This is a genomic window from Verminephrobacter aporrectodeae subsp. tuberculatae At4, from assembly GCF_000193225.1.
Lineage (GTDB): Bacteria > Pseudomonadota > Gammaproteobacteria > Burkholderiales > Burkholderiaceae_C > Acidovorax > Acidovorax aporrectodeae.
Window position 1 is genome coordinate 1 of the sequence record NZ_AFAL01000085.1, and the last position, 18,382, is coordinate 18,382.

The 18,382-nt window shown below is 66.3% G+C and carries 17 protein-coding genes and 1 tRNA gene; 9 read left to right on the forward strand and 9 right to left on the reverse strand.

Going from position 1 to position 18,382, the window contains the following annotated elements; all coding sequences use genetic code 11:
* The 3 genes from VTU_RS25520 to VTU_RS0103540 all read left to right on the forward strand — a co-directional run.
* Positions 1-132 (forward strand): PaaI family thioesterase (locus tag VTU_RS25520; RefSeq protein WP_010100826.1); only part of this gene is annotated, 132 nt, incomplete at its 5' end.
* On the forward strand, positions 129-536 hold the full coding sequence (gene gloA / locus VTU_RS0103535; RefSeq protein ID WP_010100827.1) for a lactoylglutathione lyase: 408 nt from the start codon (positions 129-131) through the stop codon (positions 534-536). The genes VTU_RS25520 and gloA, both read left to right, overlap by 4 nt.
* Positions 537-552: 16 nt before the next feature.
* Positions 553-1,725 (forward strand): YbfB/YjiJ family MFS transporter, encoded by a 1,173-nt coding sequence (locus VTU_RS0103540; protein ID WP_010100829.1) that lies wholly within the window; start codon positions 553-555, stop codon positions 1,723-1,725.
* 175 nt (positions 1,726-1,900) lie between these two features.
* Here VTU_RS0103540 and VTU_RS0103545 read toward each other — a convergent pair whose 3' ends face one another.
* Positions 1,901-4,297 carry a UvrD-helicase domain-containing protein gene (locus tag VTU_RS0103545; RefSeq protein WP_010100832.1) on the reverse strand — a complete coding sequence of 799 codons (2,397 nt, stop codon included), beginning with the start codon at positions 4,295-4,297 and terminating at the stop codon, positions 1,901-1,903.
* Between the two features lie 202 nt (positions 4,298-4,499).
* Between VTU_RS0103545 and VTU_RS0103550 the strand changes: the two genes are divergently transcribed.
* The 3 genes from VTU_RS0103550 (at position 4,500) to VTU_RS0103560 (ending at position 6,559) form a co-directional block, all read left to right on the forward strand.
* Positions 4,500-5,477, forward strand: a complete 978-nt coding sequence (locus VTU_RS0103550) for a GMP reductase (RefSeq protein ID WP_010100833.1) — start codon at positions 4,500-4,502, stop codon at positions 5,475-5,477.
* 28 nt (positions 5,478-5,505) lie between these two features.
* Complete coding sequence (locus VTU_RS0103555; RefSeq protein ID WP_029554066.1) at positions 5,506-6,408, forward strand: NAD(P)-dependent oxidoreductase; 903 nt, start codon at positions 5,506-5,508, stop codon at positions 6,406-6,408.
* Between the two features lie 75 nt (positions 6,409-6,483).
* A tRNA-Lys gene (locus VTU_RS0103560) sits at positions 6,484-6,559 on the forward strand.
* A 256-nt stretch (positions 6,560-6,815) separates the two neighbouring features.
* Here the strand turns inward: VTU_RS0103560 and VTU_RS32435 are convergent.
* The 7 genes from VTU_RS32435 to VTU_RS0103590 all read right to left on the reverse strand — a co-directional run bounded on the left by VTU_RS32435 (position 6,816) and on the right by VTU_RS0103590 (position 14,580).
* The gene (locus tag VTU_RS32435; protein ID WP_138927777.1) at positions 6,816-7,349 is read right to left on the reverse strand and encodes a hypothetical protein; all 534 of its coding nucleotides are present in this window, start codon (positions 7,347-7,349) and stop codon (positions 6,816-6,818) included.
* Between the two features lie 663 nt (positions 7,350-8,012).
* The gene (locus VTU_RS0103565) at positions 8,013-9,293 is read right to left on the reverse strand and encodes an L-fuconate dehydratase (protein WP_010100835.1); all 1,281 of its coding nucleotides are present in this window, start codon (positions 9,291-9,293) and stop codon (positions 8,013-8,015) included.
* A 44-nt stretch (positions 9,294-9,337) separates the two neighbouring features.
* Positions 9,338-10,195: a fumarylacetoacetate hydrolase family protein gene (locus VTU_RS0103570; protein ID WP_010100836.1), complete on the reverse strand. Its 858-nt coding sequence runs from the start codon at positions 10,193-10,195 to the stop codon at positions 9,338-9,340.
* Positions 10,196-10,230: 35 nt separating this feature from the next.
* The gene (locus tag VTU_RS0103575) at positions 10,231-11,142 is read right to left on the reverse strand and encodes an ABC transporter substrate-binding protein (RefSeq protein WP_369021510.1); all 912 of its coding nucleotides are present in this window, start codon (positions 11,140-11,142) and stop codon (positions 10,231-10,233) included.
* Between the two features lie 83 nt (positions 11,143-11,225).
* The gene (locus VTU_RS0103580) at positions 11,226-12,266 is read right to left on the reverse strand and encodes an ABC transporter permease (protein WP_010100838.1); all 1,041 of its coding nucleotides are present in this window, start codon (positions 12,264-12,266) and stop codon (positions 11,226-11,228) included.
* Complete coding sequence (locus tag VTU_RS0103585; protein ID WP_010100839.1) at positions 12,263-13,813, reverse strand: sugar ABC transporter ATP-binding protein; 1,551 nt, start codon at positions 13,811-13,813, stop codon at positions 12,263-12,265. Before VTU_RS0103585 ends, VTU_RS0103580 begins: the two co-directional genes overlap by 4 nt.
* A 14-nt stretch (positions 13,814-13,827) precedes the next feature.
* A complete protein-coding gene (locus VTU_RS0103590; RefSeq protein ID WP_010100841.1) occupies positions 13,828-14,580 on the reverse strand; it encodes an SDR family oxidoreductase in 753 nt (250 codons plus the stop codon).
* A 208-nt stretch (positions 14,581-14,788) separates the two neighbouring features.
* Here VTU_RS0103590 and VTU_RS0103595 point away from each other — a divergent pair, with 208 nt between their 5' ends.
* From VTU_RS0103595 to VTU_RS0103605, 3 genes are all read left to right on the forward strand, one after another.
* Positions 14,789-15,550: an IclR family transcriptional regulator gene (locus tag VTU_RS0103595; RefSeq protein WP_010100843.1), complete on the forward strand. Its 762-nt coding sequence runs from the start codon at positions 14,789-14,791 to the stop codon at positions 15,548-15,550.
* 130 nt (positions 15,551-15,680) lie between these two features.
* Positions 15,681-16,622, forward strand: coding sequence for an RNA polymerase sigma factor RpoH (rpoH, locus tag VTU_RS0103600; protein WP_010100844.1), 942 nt, complete (start codon positions 15,681-15,683; stop codon positions 16,620-16,622).
* A gap of 87 nt (positions 16,623-16,709) precedes the next feature.
* On the forward strand, positions 16,710-17,723 hold the full coding sequence (locus VTU_RS0103605) for a Bug family tripartite tricarboxylate transporter substrate binding protein (RefSeq protein ID WP_010100845.1): 1,014 nt from the start codon (positions 16,710-16,712) through the stop codon (positions 17,721-17,723).
* Positions 17,724-17,742: 19 nt separating this feature from the next.
* Here the strand turns inward: VTU_RS0103605 and VTU_RS0103610 are convergent.
* Positions 17,743-18,382: thioredoxin family protein (locus VTU_RS0103610; RefSeq protein ID WP_010100846.1), on the reverse strand; the 640-nt coding region annotated here is incomplete at its 5' end.

Here is an 18,382-nt window from a genome sequence, read left to right on the forward strand (position 1 = left end):
GCGCGGGGCCGCGTGATCCACTGCGGGCGGCAACTGGCGACGGCCGAGGCGCGTCTGGAGGGGCCCGACGGCACGCTGTACGCGCACGCCACCACCACGTGCCTGGTCTTCAGCCTGCCGGGGCAGTCATGAAATTCCTGCACACGATGCTGCGCGTGGGCGACCTTCAGCGCGCGATTGATTTCTACACCCAGGTGCTGGGCATGCAGCTGCTGCGCCGCTCGGAAAACCCCGAGTACAAGTACTCGCTGGCCTTTCTGGGTTTTGCCGGCGGCAACCCCGGCCAGGCCGAGATCGAACTGACCTGGAACTGGGGCGTGCACGACTACGAACACGGCAACGCCTACGGCCACATTGCGCTGGGCGTTCCCGACGTCTACGCCGCGTGCGAGAAGATCCAGGCCGCCGGCGGCAAGGTGACGCGCGCGGCGGGGCCCGTCCGGGGCGGCCGCACGGTGATCGCGTTCGTGGTGGACCCCGACGGCTACCAGATCGAATTGGTCGAGCGCGCCGAAACTGCGGCTGGCCAGAACTGATTCCGCCGCGTCCGGTATGCCCCGCAGCGTGCTGACCGGTCTGAGCCTTGCCGGCCTGTGCGCGACCTTTGTCGGCAACGGAATAGGGCGCTTTGCCTATATCGCGCTGATGCCCGCGCTGATCCAGGCCGGCTGGTTTTCCAAGAGCGATGCCTCGTATCTGGGTGCGGCAACGCTGGTGGGGTATCTGCTCGGCGCTCCGATGTCCGGCATGCTGCTGCGCCACTATCGGGTCGGCAGCGTGCTGCGTGGGGCCATGCTCGCGTGCTCGCTGAGCTATCTGGCCTGCGCCCTCCTGGGCGCGGCGATGCCCTGGTACTACTTTTGGCGCGCCATGGCCGGATTCGGGGGCGCGATCCTGATGGTGCTGGCCGCCCCCGCGGTGCTGCCGCAGCACAGTCCTGCCGTGCGCGGGCGGGTGAGCGGGGTGGTGTTTTCCGGCATTGGTCTGGGCGCAGCGGCCTCCGGGTTGCTGATCCCCCTGCTCGTGCCCTGGGGCATTGCCAGCGCCTGGCTGGGCATGGGAAGCATCTGCCTGGTATTGACGCTGCTGACCTGGCGCCAGTGGGCGCCGGATGCGCCGCTGCACCCGGCGGATGCGCAGGCGCAGCCGCTGCCGGCCGAGCGACGCGTGGCGGTCGGCCTCCTCCTCGCGGCCTACACGCTGGACGCGGTGGGCTACCTGCCGCACACCCTGTTTTGGGTCGATTACACCGTGCGCGAACTCCAAATGCCCTTGGCGACGGGGGGCTTCCTTTGGGCCCTGTTCGGCGTGGGTGCGGCGATCGGTCCCTTGCTGGCCGGAAAGCTGGGCGATGTTTTCGGCTTCAAGCGCTGCCTGATCGCATGCTTTCTGCTCAAGTCCCTGGGGGTTGCATTGCCGCTGTTCGGCAGCGATGTGCTGACGCTGTGTGCCTCGTCCATCCTGGTGGGCATGCTCACTCCCGGGATCGTCATGCTGGTGTCCACCTGCACGCTGGACTGCGTGGGTGCAAGGCAGCATCGCAGGGTCTGGGGCGCAATGACTTTCAGCTTCGCTGCCGCGCAGGCCGCGGGAGGCTACCTCATGGCGTTCGTTGCCGCCAACGGGCAATCGTATCGACCGCTGTTTCTTGTCAGCGCCTGCGCCCTGCTGTGCTCCGTGCCGTGCATCGCGTGCATTCGTGTGCAGCCCGCAGCAAAGGCTTGAGCAAATTCCATCGGAGCACCGGTGAACGCTGCCCGCAATGCATCAAGTGCGTACATGGCCTGGAAAGCCAGCGCCGAGGAACTGGTTGGAAGGATGGAAACAGGATGACCGGGCGAACTGATATTTTCTTTGACACATCCTTGCCGACCTCTGTCGAGAGGGCCCCGGTCTGCCGTCAACAATCCACCACCGTCAGCTTGGCTATCGACAGCACCAGCCACTTGGTCCCGTGCCGGGGAAAGTGCACCTGGGTGCGCGCGTCGTCGCCCCGGCCTTCGACGCTCAGCACCTGGCCTTCTCCGAACCGGTTGTGGAACACGGCCATGCCGGCGCGCAGGCCCTGCGCTGGCGCCGCTTCCTGCAACACGGCGGGCGGGCTGGAAGGGGTTTTGGATTGGAAGCCGAACGGGTCTTTTGCGCTGGAAGAATACCCATTCAGCGCGCCGGAATCAGGAATGCCCCAGCCCCGCGGCCTGGACGTGATCCACTTGAGCGCCCCCTCGGGCAGTTCATCGAAGAAACGGCTTGGGGCGTTGTAGCGGGTCTTGCCGTGCAGCAAGCGGGTGTGCGCGCGGCTCAGGTACAGCCGCTTGCGCGCACGGGTGATGGCGACGTACATCAGGCGGCGCTCTTCCTCCAGCGCATCGCGCGCGTTGGCCGAGTTCTCGTGCGGGAACAGGCCCTCTTCCATGCCTCCGATGAACACGCCGTCAAACTCCAGGCCCTTGCTGGCGTGTACGGTCATGAGTTGCACGGCGTCCTGCCCGGTCCGGGCCTGGTTGTCACCCGCCTCGAGCGCGGCGTGGCTCAGGAAGGCCGCCAGGGGCGAGAGGGTTTCGACCGTATCGCCGTCGGGCATCCGCGCAGGCGGCTCGTCGGGCGCCGGGGAATCCGGGTCCAGCCCCTGGCTTGCCGGGCTTTGCGTGGGCAGGGCCACGGCGTCGCGGCCAAGGCCCTCCTGCATGGCAAAGCTTTCGGCCGCGTTCACCAACTCTTGCAGGTTCTCGATGCGGTCGGCGCCTTCCTTTTCGCTGCGAAAGTGCTCCAGCAGCCCCGTCGATTCGAGCATCTGCTCGACGATTTCGCGCAGGCTCAGGCCCTGCGTCTGCGCGCGCAGGGCGCGCACCATGGCCACGAAGGCGGCCAAGTTCGCGCCCGCCTTGCCGGCAACGGCGCCCACGCCGTCGTGCAGCGAGCAGCCTGCGGTGCGCGCGGTGTCTTGCAGCAGTTCGACGCTGCGCGCGCCGATGCCGCGCGGCGGAAAGTTCAGCACGCGCAGGAAGCTGGTGTCGTCGTGGGGGTTCTCCAGCAGCCGCAGGTAGGCCAGCGCGTGCTTGATTTCGGCGCGCTCAAAGAAGCGCAGGCCGCCGTACACCCGGTAGGGCATGCCGGCGTTGAACAACGCCGATTCGATGACCCGGCTCTGCGCGTTGCTGCGGTAGAGCACGGCGATTTCCATGCGCTCGAAACCGTTGTGCTGCACCAGTTGCCCGATCTCCTCGACCATCCAGCGCGCCTCTTGCGTGTCCGTTTCGGCCTCGTACACGCGCACCGGCTCGCCGGGGCCCTGCACGGTGCGCAGGTTCTTTCCCAGGCGCTGGCTGTTGTGGCTGATGAGGGCATTCGCAGAGTCGAGGATGTTGCTGTGGCTGCGGTAGTTCTGCTCCAGCTTGATCTGCTGGCGCACGTCGAACTCGCGCACGAAATCGGTCATATTGCCCACTCGCGCACCGCGAAAGGCGTAGATGCTCTGGTCGTCGTCGCCCACGGCGATGACGCTGCCGCGCGCCTGCAAGCGCCCGTCCACCGTGTCGCCCGCGAACTGCTTGAGCCAGGCGTATTGCAGCTTGCTGGTGTCCTGGAACTCGTCCACCAGGATGTGCGCAAAGCGCTGCTGGTAATGCGTGCGGATGGCGGCGTTGTCGCGCAGCAGCTCGTGGCTGCGCAGCATCAGTTCGCCGAAATCGACCACGCCTTCGCGCTGGCATTGCTCTTCGTAGAGCTGGTAGATCTCGGTTTTCTTGCGTGCATCGCTGTCGTGCGCCGGTACGCTGCCCGGGCGCAGACCCTCCTCCTTGCAGCCCGAGATGAAGTACGCCAGTTGCTTGGGGGGAAAGCGCTCGTCGTCCACGGCGTACTGCTTGCACAGGCGCTTGACGGCCGAGAGCTGATCCTGCGTGTCCAGGATCTGGAACGCCTGCGGCAGGCCCGCGGCCCTGTGGTGCGCACGCAGCAGGCGGTTGCACAGGCCGTGGAAGGTGCCGATCCACATGCCGCGCACATTCAGCGGCAGCATGGCCGACAGGCGCGTCACCATCTCCTTGGCGGCCTTGTTCGTGAAGGTGACGGCCAGGACGCCGCCGGGCGTGGCGTAGCCGTTTTGCAGCAGCCAGGCGATGCGCGTGGTGAGCACGCGCGTCTTGCCCGATCCCGCACCTGCGAGGATGAGCGCGTGGCCGGCGGGCAGTGTGACGGCGGCAAGCTGTTCGGAATTCAAATGCGCCAGCAGGGGCGAAGCGGCCAAGTGCGCCAGAGCCTGCGGCGCACCCGAGGGCGGGTCTTGTGGAAACATCCGCGCATTGTAGAAAGCCGCCCGGCCGCCCTCCCTGCGGCCAGGCCGCGTGGAAATTGCGCCGGGTGTGCTGCCCCAGCGACGGGGGCCCTCGGTAGAATCGCGCCCGGCCCGGGTTTCTTGCGCTCCGGTGTGCCTGCGCACCGCTTCGGCGCGGCCGCAAATCGTTTTGCCGCACCCCTCTACGAGGCTTGGGATCCGCATGGAAATCTTCGACTACGACAATATTCTCTTGCTGCCGCGCAAATGCCGCGTGGCAAGCCGTTCGGAATGCGACACCAGCGTGGAACTGGGCAGCCGGTCGTTTCGCATCCCCGTGGTGCCGTCGAACATGAAAACGGTGGTGGACGAAAAAATCTGTACCTGGCTGGCGCACAACGGCTACTTCTACGCCATGCACCGGTTCGGCTTGGACAACGTCCGGTTCGTGCGCGACATGCAGGCCAAGGGCTGCTACGCGTCGATCTCGCTGGGCGTCAAGCGCTCCGATTACGACACGGTCGATGCGTTGGTGGCGCAGGGCCTGGCGCCCGAATACGTCAGCATCGACATCGCCCATGGCCATGCCGACAGCGTGAGGAACATGATCGAGCACCTCAAGGCCCGGCTGCCCCGGGCGTTCGTCATTGCCGGCAACGTGGCCACGCCCGAGGCCGTGATCGACCTGGAAAACTGGGGTGCCGACGCCACCAAGGTGGGCGTGGGCCCCGGCAAGGTATGCATTACCCAGCTCAAGACCGGCTTTGGCACGGGGGGCTGGCAGTTGTCGGCGCTCAAATGGTGCGCGCGCGTGGCGACCCGGCCGATCATTGCCGACGGCGGAATCCGCAGCCATGGCGACATTGCCAAGAGCATCCGCTTCGGGGCCAGCATGGTGATGATCGGCTCGCTGTTTGCGGGCCACGAGGAGTCGCCGGGCCAGACCGTCGAGGTCGGCGGCGCGCGGTTCAAGGAGTACTACGGCTCGGCCAGCGACTACAACAAGGGTGAGTATCGGCACGTCGAAGGCAAGCGCATCCTCGAACCCGTCAAGGGCCGGCTCGCCGACACGCTGGTGGAAATGGAGCAGGACCTGCAAAGCTCGATCAGCTACGCCGGCGGCAAGCGGCTGATGGATGTCCGCAAGGTGAACTATGTGATCCTGGGCGGCGACAACGCGGGCGAGCACCTGCTGATGTGAGCCGCTCCCCGACAAGATGCACGACGCCATGGCCAATACACCGGAGACATCGCAGACACCGCTGCGCCTCGCCGTCCTCGGCACGGGCCTGATGGGGCAGCCCATGGCACGCCGCCTGTGCGCGGCCGGGCACCGGGTGCACGTCTGGAACCGCACCCGGGCCAAGGCCGAACCCCTGGCTGCGTTCGGCGCCACCGTGCACGCCACCCCGGCGCAAGCGGTCCGGGACGCCGACATCGTGCTCAGCCTGCTCGAAAACGGCCCGGTGGTCGGGCACGTGCTGTTCGAGCTGGCCGCGGCCCAGGCCATGCGCAGCGCGGCCTTGTTCATGGACATGGCGTCCATCGGGCCGCGCGAGGCCCGCGAGCATGCGGCCCGCCTGCAGGAGATGGGCTTGGCGCACCTGGACGCGCCGGTATCGGGCGGGACCGTGGGCGCAGAGGCCGGAACCCTGGCCATCATGGTCGGCGGCCGCACACAGGACTTCCTGCGCGCGCAGCCGGTATTTGCCAGCCTGGGCCGCGCCACGCACGTGGGGTCGCATGGCGCAGGCCAGATCGCCAAGCTCGCCAACCAGATGATCGTGGGCATCACCATTGGCGCGGTCGCAGAGGCACTGCTGTTTGCCGCCAAGGGTGGGGCGGACATGGCCCGGGTCCGCGAGGCCATCGGTGGCGGGTTTGCCGAGAGCCGCATCCTGCAACTGCATGGTCAGCGCATGGTGGAACGCGACTTCGCCCCGCGCGGGCGCATGGCGGTGCAACTCAAGGACCTGCGCAACGCACTCGCCACGGCGCGGGAGATTGGCTTCGACGCCCCCATCACCGCCGTTCTCGACGCCCTGTACGCGCAAGGCGTGGAGCACGGCCTGGGTGAACTCGACCACAGCGGCCTGTTCGTCGAACTGGCCCGCCGCAATGCCTTGCAGTGACTTTGCGCGGTGCTTGCGGGCCGCAGGAGAGTTGGGGCATAATTCGCCCCTCCGCAGGAATGCGGACCCAGATTTGGGTTCTTAGCTCAGTTGGTAGAGCAGCGGACTCTTAATCCGTAGGTCGAGTGTTCGAGCCACTCAGGACCCACCAAATCACCCCAAACCCCATGGGGAAAAAAGCCTGCCGCAAAAGCAGGCTTTTTTTTGGCTGCCCGTGGCGACCGGTGGGAATGCGCCACGATGGATCTTGCGCGTACCCTGCGGCCCAGGATTCATGCAACAACGCCCGTTGCATCGATTGCGCAGAAACGCTCAAGAGCTGCGATTTGATAATCGCGGGGCACTGGCATTGCCATGGAGATGCCGGGGTTTGATTCCTGAACCCCTTGGCTTTGGTGCGGCAGCAATCATCCCCACTGAAAGGTTTCCTCTTCTCTGCCGGTCCACATGGGATTGGTCGGCCCAATAAACATTCTTCCCTCGCTGCCAAGTACGGTTAGCCGCGTGATTTTATACCTCTTCCAGAGCGCAAACCACTTGTCCGGAGTGTGCGCGTTGGCATGACGCGCCCATCCCTCTCCATGGAACCCTCCGTATATATCGTAGTAAGGCGTATCCTGGGTTTCTCCGGTTTGAACATCTACGAGGCGCAAGGAGATTTTTTTGACTTCATCCGGTCCAAAATCCCAAAGACACCTGTAAAGATATTCTCCTGCCCTGAACTTCAAAGTGATCGCGTAATTTGGATCCAAGTCCGTGTATGTAAAGAGCAGCTGAATGCCCACCCCGGATTCTGCATAAGCATACGTGTTGTCCAGTGGGGATGGAGGTATGTCCATCAAGACGGAATTATCGGGGCCGGGACCGGAACCACTGCTCACTTCTGATGAAACTGCACTTTGGGCATGCACGGATTCAAAAGCAAATTGGCGTTGTTGCATAAATTGACCTTCAAGGATGTATTTTCATGGGATGCGCACGGACTGCGGACGAGCCGCAGGGCCATGCGATTGGGAGCGCCGGCACGATGGTGACACCGGGCCTGCGAACCAATCTGGTGTGCCCACAGGCAATGGCCTGCAAGCGTCTTTTTTTGGGGGGCAGCACGCATGGTGCCCAAGTTGACCTCGGGCAAGCGCCGCGCCATCGTTGCTCATGAGTGCATCGATTGCGCTGAAACCCTCAAGAACCCCGCGACGCATGATCGCGGGATGTTGGCACTGCATTGGAGAGGCAGGTTCCATCTCAAAACTCTTTGCGTATATTGCAGCAGTCATCGCCACCGAATGGTTTCTTCTTCTCTGCCGGTCCACAGGGGGCCGATCGGCCCAACAAACATTCTTCCCTCGTTTCATGCTCAGACTCAAAAGCGAATTGGCGTTGCCGCATGCGATGCGCACGCGCCGAAGGGCCATGCTTGGGGATGTATCTTTTTAAAGGTGAATTTATGTAACTGCGCTCATCCTAGCACCAAGCACGGGACATGGTTTGCACCTTTGCGACACTGCGCGCGCGCAGCGTGCGGTCGAAGTTCTCGTGCAACGCAGCGCGCCCCCGGAGTCGCAGATGAGCACCTTGTTCCGGAGGTGTGCCGGTCCGGCGTTTCAGCCGCGGTGCGCGTAGGCGGCCAGCGACGCGGGCTGCATCTCGATCGAGTAGCCCGGGCGCTGCGGCGGCATGTACGCGGCGTTGCGCACCACGCAGGGGTCGACGAAATGCTCGTGCAGGTGGTCTACGAACTCGATGACGCGGCCCTCCTTCGTCGCCGCGATGCACAGGTAGTCGATCATGGACAGATGCTGCACGTACTCGCACAGGCCCACGCCGCCCGCGTGCGGGCAGACCTTCAGGCCGTGCTTGGCGGCCATCAGCATCACCGCAAGCACCTCGTTCACGCCACCCAGGCGGCAGGCGTCGATCTGCACCACGTCGATGGCCCCGCGCATGATGAATTGCTTGAAAACGATGCGGTTCTGGCACATTTCTCCGGTGGCCACCTGCATCGATCCCGCGAGCGCTTCGCGGATCCGCCGGTGGCCTTCCACGTCGTCGGGGCTGGTGGGTTCTTCGATGAACCAGGGCTTGGCAAAGGCCAGTTGCCGCAGCCAGTCGATGGCCTGATCGACCTCCCAGACCTGGTTGGCGTCGATCATCAGCTGGCGTTCGGGCCCGAGCACTTCGCGGGCAATGCGCAGGCGGCGGACGTCGTCCTGCAGGTCGCGGCCGACCTTGAGCTTGACGTGCGTGAATCCGGCGTCCACCGCCTGCTGCGCCAGGCGGCGCAGTTTGGCGTCGTCGTAGCCCAGCCAGCCCGCCGACGTGGTGTAGCAGGGGTAGCCGTGCGCGAGCAACTCGGCCAGGCGCTGCGCCTTGCCTGCGGCGCGCTCGCGCAGCAGCGCCAGCGCCTCTGCGGGCGTGATGCAGTCGGTGATGTAGCGAAAGTCGATGAGCCGGACCAGTTCCTCGGGAGTCATGTCCGCGACCAGCCGCCACACGGGCTTGCCCTCGGCCTTGGCCCACAGGTCCCAGACGGCATTTACCAGCGCGCTGGTCGCCAGGTGGATCGCGCCCTTGTCCGGCCCGATCCAGCGCAGTTGGCTGTCGGAGGTGACGTGGCGCCAGAAGCGCCCCATGTCCTCGGCGATCCAGGCCAGGTCGAGACCGACCACGCGATGTTCCAGCGCGCGCAGCGCGGCGCAGCAAATCTCGTTGCCGCGGCCAATGGTGAAGCTCAGGCCATGCCCCGCGAGCCCGGGCTGGTCGGTGTCCAGCACCAGGTAGGCGGCGGAGTAGTCCGGATCCGGGTTCATCGCGTCGGAGCCATCGCGTTGCGTGGACGTGGGAAAGCGCGTGTCCAGGACGCGCATCGACCGGATGGTGGTCATGTCATGGTGGTGGGGGAGGGGGCGGGTCCATGCGCGCGCAGGGCTCAGGCCGCAACGGTGCGCTGGCGCTGCTCGCCCAGCCCGCTGATTCCCAGGTGCATGGTCTGACCGGCTACCAGGTACAGCGGCGGCTTCTGCCCCAGACCCACGCCGGGCGGGGTGCCGGTGGAAATCAGGTCGCCGGGCTGCAGGCTCATGAACTGGCTCAGATGGCTGACCAGCTGCGCGACGCCAAAGACCATGGTGCGCGTGCTGCCGTTTTGATAGCGTCGGCCATCGACCTCGAGCCACAGGTCGAGCGCCTGCGGGTCGGGCACCTCGTCGACGGTGACCAGCCAGGGGCCGATCGGCCCGAAGCTGTCGTGCCCCTTGCCCTTGTCCCACTGGCCGCCGCCGCGCTCGAGTTGTACTTCGCGCTCGGAGACATCGTTGACCACGCAGTAGCCCGCCACGTGCTCCATCGCCTGGGCCTGCGCGATATAGCGCCCGCCCTTGCCGATGACCACGCCCAGTTCGACCTCCCAATCGGTGCGCTGGCTGCCGCGCGGAATCTCGACTGCGTCGTCGGGCCCGGTGATGGCGCTGGTCCATTTGGCGAACACCACGGGCTCGGTCGGCACCGGCAGGCCGGATTCGGCAGCATGGTCGGCGTAGTTCAGGCCGATGCAGATGAATTTGCCGACCTGGCCGACGCACGCGCCCAGGCGCAGGTCCTGCTGCGCGACGCCCGGCACCAGCGGCAGCGCCGCTGCGTCGAGCCGGGCGATGCGCGCCAGGCCCGCGGGCGTGAGCGTGTCGCCGGCGATGTCGGGCACCACGCCCGAGAGGTCGCGCACATGGCCTTGTGCGTCGAGCAGGCCCGGTTTTTCCATGCCCTTGGGGCCGTACCGAAGAAGTTTCACAGGGGTTCCTTGTTTCCGGTTTGATGCATCCGGGGTCAATCGTACAGAACGGCGGCGATTTTGGGATCGTTGATATTCGTCTTGTCGTACCAGTAAAAGCCGGTATCGATTACCTTGGGCAGTTTCTCGCCCTTGAGCGCCTTGACTGCGGCCTCCACGGTCTTGTAGCCGATGCCCACCGGGTTTTGCGTGATCGAGCCGGCGATCAGGCCGTCCCGGATGGCGTCTTTCTGCTGCTTGCCCGAGTCGTAGCCGACGATCACGAGCCGGCGCTTCATCTCCTTGACGCCGTTGGCCACGCCCACGGCGGAGCCTTCGTTGGTGCCGAAGATGCCCTTGAGGTTCGGGTACGCCTGCAGGATGGACTTGGCGATTTCGGTGGATTTGAGGTGGTCGCCGCCGCCGTACTGGACGCTGACGATCTTCACGTCCGGGTAGCTGGCCTTGATGCGTTCGACGAAGCCGTCGCGCCGGTCCACGCCGGTGCGGCTGGTCTGGTCGTGCGCGACCACGGCGACCTCGCCGCTCTTGCCGATCAGCTCGGCCAGCTTGTCTGCGGCCAACGCGGCTGCGGCCCTGTTGTCCGTGCTCGCGGTGGTCACGGGAATGTCGCTGTCCACGCCGGAGTCAAAGGCGACGACGGGCACCTTCGCGGCCTGCGCCTTTTTCAGCAGCGGGATCACCGCCTTGCTGTCCAGCGCTGCCAGACCCAGCGCCTTGGGGTTCTTGGCCAGAGCGGCGGACAGCATGTCGATCTGCTTGTCCACCATGGCCTCGGTCTCCGGCCCCTCGAACGTGACCTTGACGTTCAGGTCTCTTCCCGCCTGCTCGGCCCCGGCTTTTACGGCCTGCCAGAACTGGTGCTGGAAGCCTTTGGACACCAGCGGTATGTACGCCTGCTGGGCGATTGCGGCGCCGCCGCTGCCCATGGCAATGCCCAGACCCATGGCGATGCGCACTGCGTGTTTGCGGAACATGGTTTATCTCCTCGGGGTTGTCGTCGTTGCAAATGAAATCGAACCAGGTGCGCTCAGCGACTGCGGCGGCGCAGGATGTCCGTGTAGACGGCAAGAATGATGATCGCGCCCGTGACCACCGTCTGCCACTCCTGCGCCACGGACAGGATGCGCAGGCCATTCGTCAGCACGCTCATGATGAAGGCGCCGATGAGGGTGCCGAGTATCGTTCCCGTCCCGCCCGCCAGTGAGGTGCCGCCGATGACCACTGCGGCAATCGCGTCGAGCTCGTAGCCCTGGCCCAGCGCCGGTTGCGCCGAGTTCAGACGCGACGCGGTGAGCAAGCCGGCGATGCCGCAGATGGCGCCGCTGAGCGTGTACACGACGATCTTCCAGAAGTCCACGTTCACGCCCGACAAGCGCACCGCCTCCTCGTTGCTGCCGAGCGCAAAGGTGTAGCGGCCCAGAACGGTTTTGTTCAGCACCAGGCCCGCGAGCAGCGCGACGACGAAGAGGATCAGCACCGCGTTCGGAATCGGCAGCTTCGGAATCAGCGCTGCGATCAGCGAATCCTGCGAGATCGCGCTGAAACCCTCGGTGTCCGTGAAGTAGATCGGCTTGGTTCCGGAGATGACCAGCGACAGGCCCTTGAGCAGCATCATCATTCCCAGGGTGGCGATGAAGGGCGGGATCTTCAGCTTGGCGATCAAGACCCCCGAGACCAGGCCGCACAGCGCCCCGCAGAAGATGGCCGCGGCAATGCCCAGCGGCAGCGGCAGGCCAAGATAGGTCAGGACCACGCCCGCCATGACGGAGCAGAAGGTCATCAGCGTTCCCACCGACAGATCGATTCCCGCGGTGATGATCACGAAGGTGCAGGCGATCGCCAGCACCCCGTTCACGGCGGTGGCCTGCAGAATGATCACCAAGTTGTCGAAATTCCGGAAGTTGCTCGACGCCAGGCTGAAGAACACCACGAGCGCCAGCAGACTGGCAAAGGCCAGCAGCTTTTGCCGCAATTCGGGCCGCAACAACAGCCGCAGCCCGGCGGGCAGGGGCGCTGGCCCGGCGCCAGAGGCCGGCGGCAGGGACGGGGTGGTTTCTGGCCTGCTCATTGTTTGCTGAACGGAGTTTGCTGCCGGGTGGCGAGGTCCATGATTTTTTCCTGCGAGGCCTGGTGCGCAGCGAGTTCGCCGGTCACCCGGCCCTCGCACATCACCAGGATGCGGTGCGACAGGCGCAGGACCTCGGGCAGCTCGGACGAGATCACCACGATCGCCTTGCCCTGTTCGGCCAGTTCGTGCAGCAGCTTGTGGATCTCGACCTTGGCGCCGACGTCGATTCCGCGGGTGGGCTCGTCGAAGAACAGGATCTCGCAGTCGCACAGCAGCCATTTGGCGATGACGATTTTTTGCTGGTTCCCGCCCGACAACAGCCGCACCTGCTGCGCGACCGAAGGGGTCTTGATTCCGAGCTGGCGAACGTAGTCCTGCGCGGTCTTGCGCAGCGCGGCCTGGTCAAGGAAAAACCCCAGCTTGGCAAACGTGCGCATCGACGCCAGCGCGACGTTGGTCTCCACGTCCATTCCCGTGGCCAGGCCGAAATGCTTGCGGTCTTCGGAGAGGTAGCCGATGCCGTGCGCGACGGCCTGCCTGGGCGAGCCGATCGACACGCGCCGACCGCGGACCCGCAACTCGCCCGCGTCGATGCGGTCGGCACCGAAGACGGCGCGCGCGACCTCGGTCCGGCCGGCCCCCATGAGCCCGGCAAAACCGAGAATCTCGCCCCGGCGCAGCGTGAAGCTCACGTCCCGGATGGCCTGGCCGCGCGAGATGCCGCGCACCTCGAGCATGACCTCGTTGCGCGAGGTATCGGGAATCTGCCTGTGGACCGCTTGCAGTTCGCGCCCCACCATCATGCCGACGATGGCATCGACGCTGGTGCCGGCCATGGGCACGGTGGCGATGAAGCGGCCGTCGCGCAGCACCGTCACCCGGTCGGCGATCTGCCGCAGCTCGTCCATCTTGTGCGAGATGTAGACGATGCCCACGCCCTCGGCCCGGAGTTGCCGGATGACGCGAAACAGATCCGCCACCTCCTCGTTGTTCAACGCGGCCGTGGGCTCGTCCATGATGAGCACCCGGGACTGAAACGACAGCGCCTTGGCGATTTCCACCATCTGCTGCCTGGCGACCGTGAGATCGCCGACGGGGGTGTGGGGGTCGAGCTTCAGGCCCAGGCGCTCGAAGATGCCTGCGGCCCGCGCACCGAGCGCACGCTCGTCGAGCAACAGACCGAGCATGTGGCGCGGTTCGCGGCCGATGAAGATGTTCTGCGCCGCGGTCAAGTGCTTCATCAGGTTCAGTTCCTGGTGCACGATGCCTATTCCCAGGCCCTGCGCGGCGCGCGGGCTCGGGATTTGCGCGGCCTGGCCTGCGACCAGGATCTCGCCTCCGTCGGGCGCATGGATCCCCGCCAGCACCTTCATCAAGGTGGATTTTCCGGCCCCGTTCTCGCCCATCAGCGCGTGGACTTCACCGCTGCGCAGTTCGAACTGCACCCCGTCCAGAGCGCGCACGCCGGCAAAGGCTTTGGAGAGATTGCGCACCGCGATCAGTGGAGGACCCACCGCGCCGCGTGCGACGTCGAGAATGCCGTCCATGTGCGGATGCGCGCTCAGATGCTGACGCCGCCATCGACCAGGATCGCCTGGCCCGTGACGAAGCGCGACTCGTCGCTCAGCAGATACACCAGCTGCGGCGTGATGTCGTCCACCGTCGCCAGGCGCCCCATCGGCTGGCGCGCGATGAAATCCTTCTGCGCCTGAATGGGGTCGGCGGCGCTGGCGATGCGTTGGCGCAGCGAAGGCGTGTCCACGGTGCCGGGGCACAGGGCGTTGCAGCGCAGACCCTGGCGCGCGAAATCGGCGGCGATGGCCTTGGTCATGCCGATGACGGCCGCCTTGGTGGTGCCGTAGACGAAGCGCCGGGGAAAGCCTTTGACCGAAGACGCCATCGACGCCATGTTGACGACGGAGCCGCTGCCGCCCGTGCGCGCCATCTTCTCCAGCATGCCCGGCAGAAAGGCGCGCGCCATGCGGTAGGCGCCCTTGACGTTGAGATCGACGCTGAAGTCCCAGGCCGCCTCATCGCAGTCCAGGATGCTGCCGTCGTGCACATGGCCTGCGCAATTGAACAGGCCGTCCAACGCCGGCAGCGTGGCCGCGAGCGCCGCCACGGCCGCGCCGTCGCGCACATCCAGAACCCGCGTCGCCAGGCCCTGCGCCTCGCTGGCCAACGACTCCAGCAAGGTCGCGTCGATATCGGTGGCGATCACCTGCGCGCCCTCGCGCACGCAGGCCAGCGCGCTGGCGCGGCCGATGCCCTGCCCGGCGGCGGTGATCAGAATGCTTTTGCCTTGCAGTCTCATGCGGGTCTTTCGCGGCGGGCTTTGTCGCAAATAATTTCAAATATGAACTAACTGTTTACTGGAGAATAATGTACGGGGTGCGGACCCAGCGTGCCAATCGGGGCTTACCCTGTCCGCCGGTGCAACGCAGGCTCTGCTAAGGTGCGCTCCGGCCGCCGTTCCCCGCAAACCGCAAACGCTTGGGCCTTGCAACCACGCCTTCGCACCCATGGCAGACCCCAACGACCGCTACCGCGCCCCCGCCCTCGACAAGGGACTGGACATTCTTGAACTGCTCGCCGGGCAGCCGCACGGTCTCACGCGCGCCGAGATCGTCAAGGCCATGGGCCGCAGCCCGGGCGAGATTTACCGGATGCTCGAGCGCCTGGTCGCGCGGCATTACGTGATGCGCTCGCCGCAGGGCGACCGCTACGCGCTCAGCCTCAAGCTCTTCGAGCTGGGGCATCGGCATCCCCCCGTCGAGCGCCTCGTGGCGCAGGCCCTGCCGGCCATGGAGGCCTTCGCCCAGGCGGCGGAGCAGTCCTGCCACCTCGGCATCTACCACGGCGGCAACCTGACCGTGGTCGCGCAGGCCAACGGCCCGGGCAACTGGGGGCTTGCGATCCGCCTGGGCGTGCGCGTGAGCCTGCTGGGCACCGGATCGGGCCATGTGGTGCTGGCCTTTCAGCCGGAGCAGCGGCGCGCCGAAATGCTCGCCGAACACGAGGCGCTCGAAGGCGAGGTGCCCGTAGCCGAGCCCGAGTTGCAGGCGATCGTCGAGCGCATCCGGACGCTGGGCTACTGGCAGGGCGAGAGCCAGCAGGCGTTTGGCGTGATCGACATCTCGATGCCGATCCGCGGGCTGCAGGGCAACGCGCTGGCGGTACTGACCTGCCCCTTCATCCGGCGCATCGATCGCCACGTCGGCCCGAGCCTGGACGCGGCGCGGCAATTGCTCGCTGGCACGGCAGGCGGGATCTCCATCGATTGAGCGGCACTCCGTGCGCGTCGTCGTCGCGCGACCACCCCCACGCCATCGGGCAAGCCGGGGGAACTTCGGCTTTGGCACTCGCTCGCAAGGAGTGCTAACATCCCGGCCTGCAACCGAAAGGATTCCTGGAATGAGCATTCAATCTGGAACCGCCACGATGACCCTGGCACCCGCGAACCCATGGGCGCTGGTGCCTCCTCTGGGCAATCTGGACGCCTACATATCCGCCGTCAACCGGCTCCCCCTGCTCACGCACGAAGAAGAGCAGGCCTACGCACGCCAGTTCAAGGAGAACAACGACCTGGACGCTGCCGGCCGGCTGGTGATGTCGCACCTGCGCCTCGTGGTGTCGATTGCGCGCCAATACCTCGGCTACGGTCTGCCGCATGGTGACCTGATCCAGGAGGGCAACGTCGGCCTCATGAAGGCCGTCAAGCGTTTCGACCCCGGCCAGGGCGTGCGGCTGGTGAGCTACGCCATGCACTGGATCAAGGCCGAGATCCACGAATACATCCTGAAGAACTGGCGCATGGTCAAGATGGCGACCACCAAGCCCCAGCGCAAGCTGTTCTTCAACCTGCGCTCCATGAAGCAGGGCTTCAAGGCCAGCGCGTCGGCGCAGGACGCCGCCACGCACCGCGACACGCTGTCCGAGCACGAGATCGACGTGGTGGCCGCACAGCTGAATGTGAAGCGCGAAGAAGTCATCGAGATGGAAACCCGCATGTCGGGTGGCGACGTATTGCTCGACCCGGCTCCCTCGGACGATGGCGAGCAGGCCTTTGGCCCCATCGCCTACCTCACGGACGCCTCGCACGAGCCCACGGCGATGATCGAATCGCGCCAGCGCGATGTACTGGCCACGGACGGCATCGCCATGGCGCTGGAAAGCCTGGACGAGCGCAGCCGCTGCATCGTGCAGGAGCGCTGGCTCAAGGTCAACGACGACGGATCGGGTGGCATGACGCTGCACGATCTGGCCGCGGTCTACGGCGTGAGCGCCGAACGCATCCGGCAGATCGAGGTGGCGGCCATGAAGAAAATGAGAAAGGTCCTGGCCGAATACGTTTGATGGGGACGGCTCCCCTTCCCGCTCCCTCACGGGGCCCCGGTTGCGGGGCCCCGCGTCGTTTCGGCCACCGGATAGGAGACCCGCTCCATGCCACACCCTGTTTCCCGCCGCGCTGCCCTGCTGAGCGCTCTGGCCGCAGCGTCCCCCTGGGCACTGGTGCAGGGCAAGGCCCGGGCTGCCGCAGCGCCGCTGGAATGGCCCACCCGGCCCCTGAAAATCATCGTCGGCTTTCCCGCGGGATCGTCGCCCGACATCACCGCGCGCACCTTTGCCGAGCCCCTGTCCAAGGCCCTGGGCCAGCCCGTGATCGTGGACAACAAAGTGGGCGCAGGCGGCAATATCGGCGCCGATGCGCTGGCCAAGGCGCGCGACGGGCACACCATCGGCCTGATGATCAATGGCAACCTGACCATTGCCAAACTGCTGAATCCGGCTCTGTCCTACGACCCGCTCAAGGACTTGGCGCCGCTGAGCCTCGTCGGCACATCCCCCCTGATACTCACCGCGCCCCTGAACCAGCCAGGCGTTCCCGCCACTGGCAGTGCGCACGCGTTCTTCGCCGCGGCGCGCAACGGCGGCGACACCTGGAGCTATGGCACGCCGGGGGTGGGGACCGTGGGCCACATCGGCACGGAACTGCTCAAGTCGCGCAGCGCAATCAACCCCGTGCACGTTCCCTACCCCGGCTATGCGCAGGTGGCGAACGCCATGCTGGGCGGGCAGTTGCAGCTGGCGCTGCTGCCCCCCGGGCTGGCCTTGGCCCAGGTGCGGGCAGGCAAGCTGCGGGCGATTGGCGTGACCTCCGCCGGCCGCAGCCCGCTGGCCCCGGATCTGCCGAGCCTGTCCGAGGCCGGCGTACGGGACTTCAGCCTGGAGATCTGGAATGCCTTTGCGGCCCCGGCCGGCATGCCCCCGTCCGTCCGGGCCAGACTGGCCGCGCTGATCGGCGAAATCGCTCGCAGCCAGGAGGTGCGCAGCAAGCTATTCCAACAGGGCTGGCAGACCGTCGGCTCGTCACCCGAGGGCCTGGCAAACCGCATCCAGGCAGACACCGCGTTGCTGGGCGCTGTGATCGCCATGCGGGCCATCCGGGCCGAGTAGAACCCGCGCAGGCACCCGCCTACAGCGTGGCAATGAGGGAGCGGACTTCGTCCACCCGCAGGACCTCGGTCAGCACCACCGGGGGGCGGCCCGGCCGGTAGAAGACGTATACGGGGACGCCGCTGCGGCCCAGGGCCGTCAGCGCGGCGCTGATGGCGGGGTCGCGCCTTGTCCAGTCGGCGCGCAGCAGGGCCACGTTTTTGGCGGCCAGGTCGGCGAGTACGGCGGCGTTGGCGAGCGTCGTTTTCTTGTTGTACTGGCAGGTGATGCACCACGCGGCCGTGAAGTCCACGAACACCGGGCGACCGCTGGCGACGGTCTGCTGCACGGCGCCCGGGGTCCAGGCCTGCCAGTTCTGGCCGGTGCTGGCAGCGGATTCCCCTGCGGCGGGAGTGGCCCCGTTCGTGATGTGCGGCGCAAAGGCCCAGACGAGCAGCGCCAGCACCGCGCCGGCGGCCGTGCCCGTCCACAGGCGGGCGCGGCTTGGCAGCGCCAGCGCCCAGACCAGCATGCCCAGGCCCAGCAGCAGGATCAGCAGCGCGCCCGCGCCGTCAATGCCGCTTTGCTGCCCCAGCACCCACACCAGCCAGACCACGGTGGCGAGCATGGGGAAGGCCATGAGCTTGCGCAAAATGTCCATCCATGCGCCGGGGCGCGGG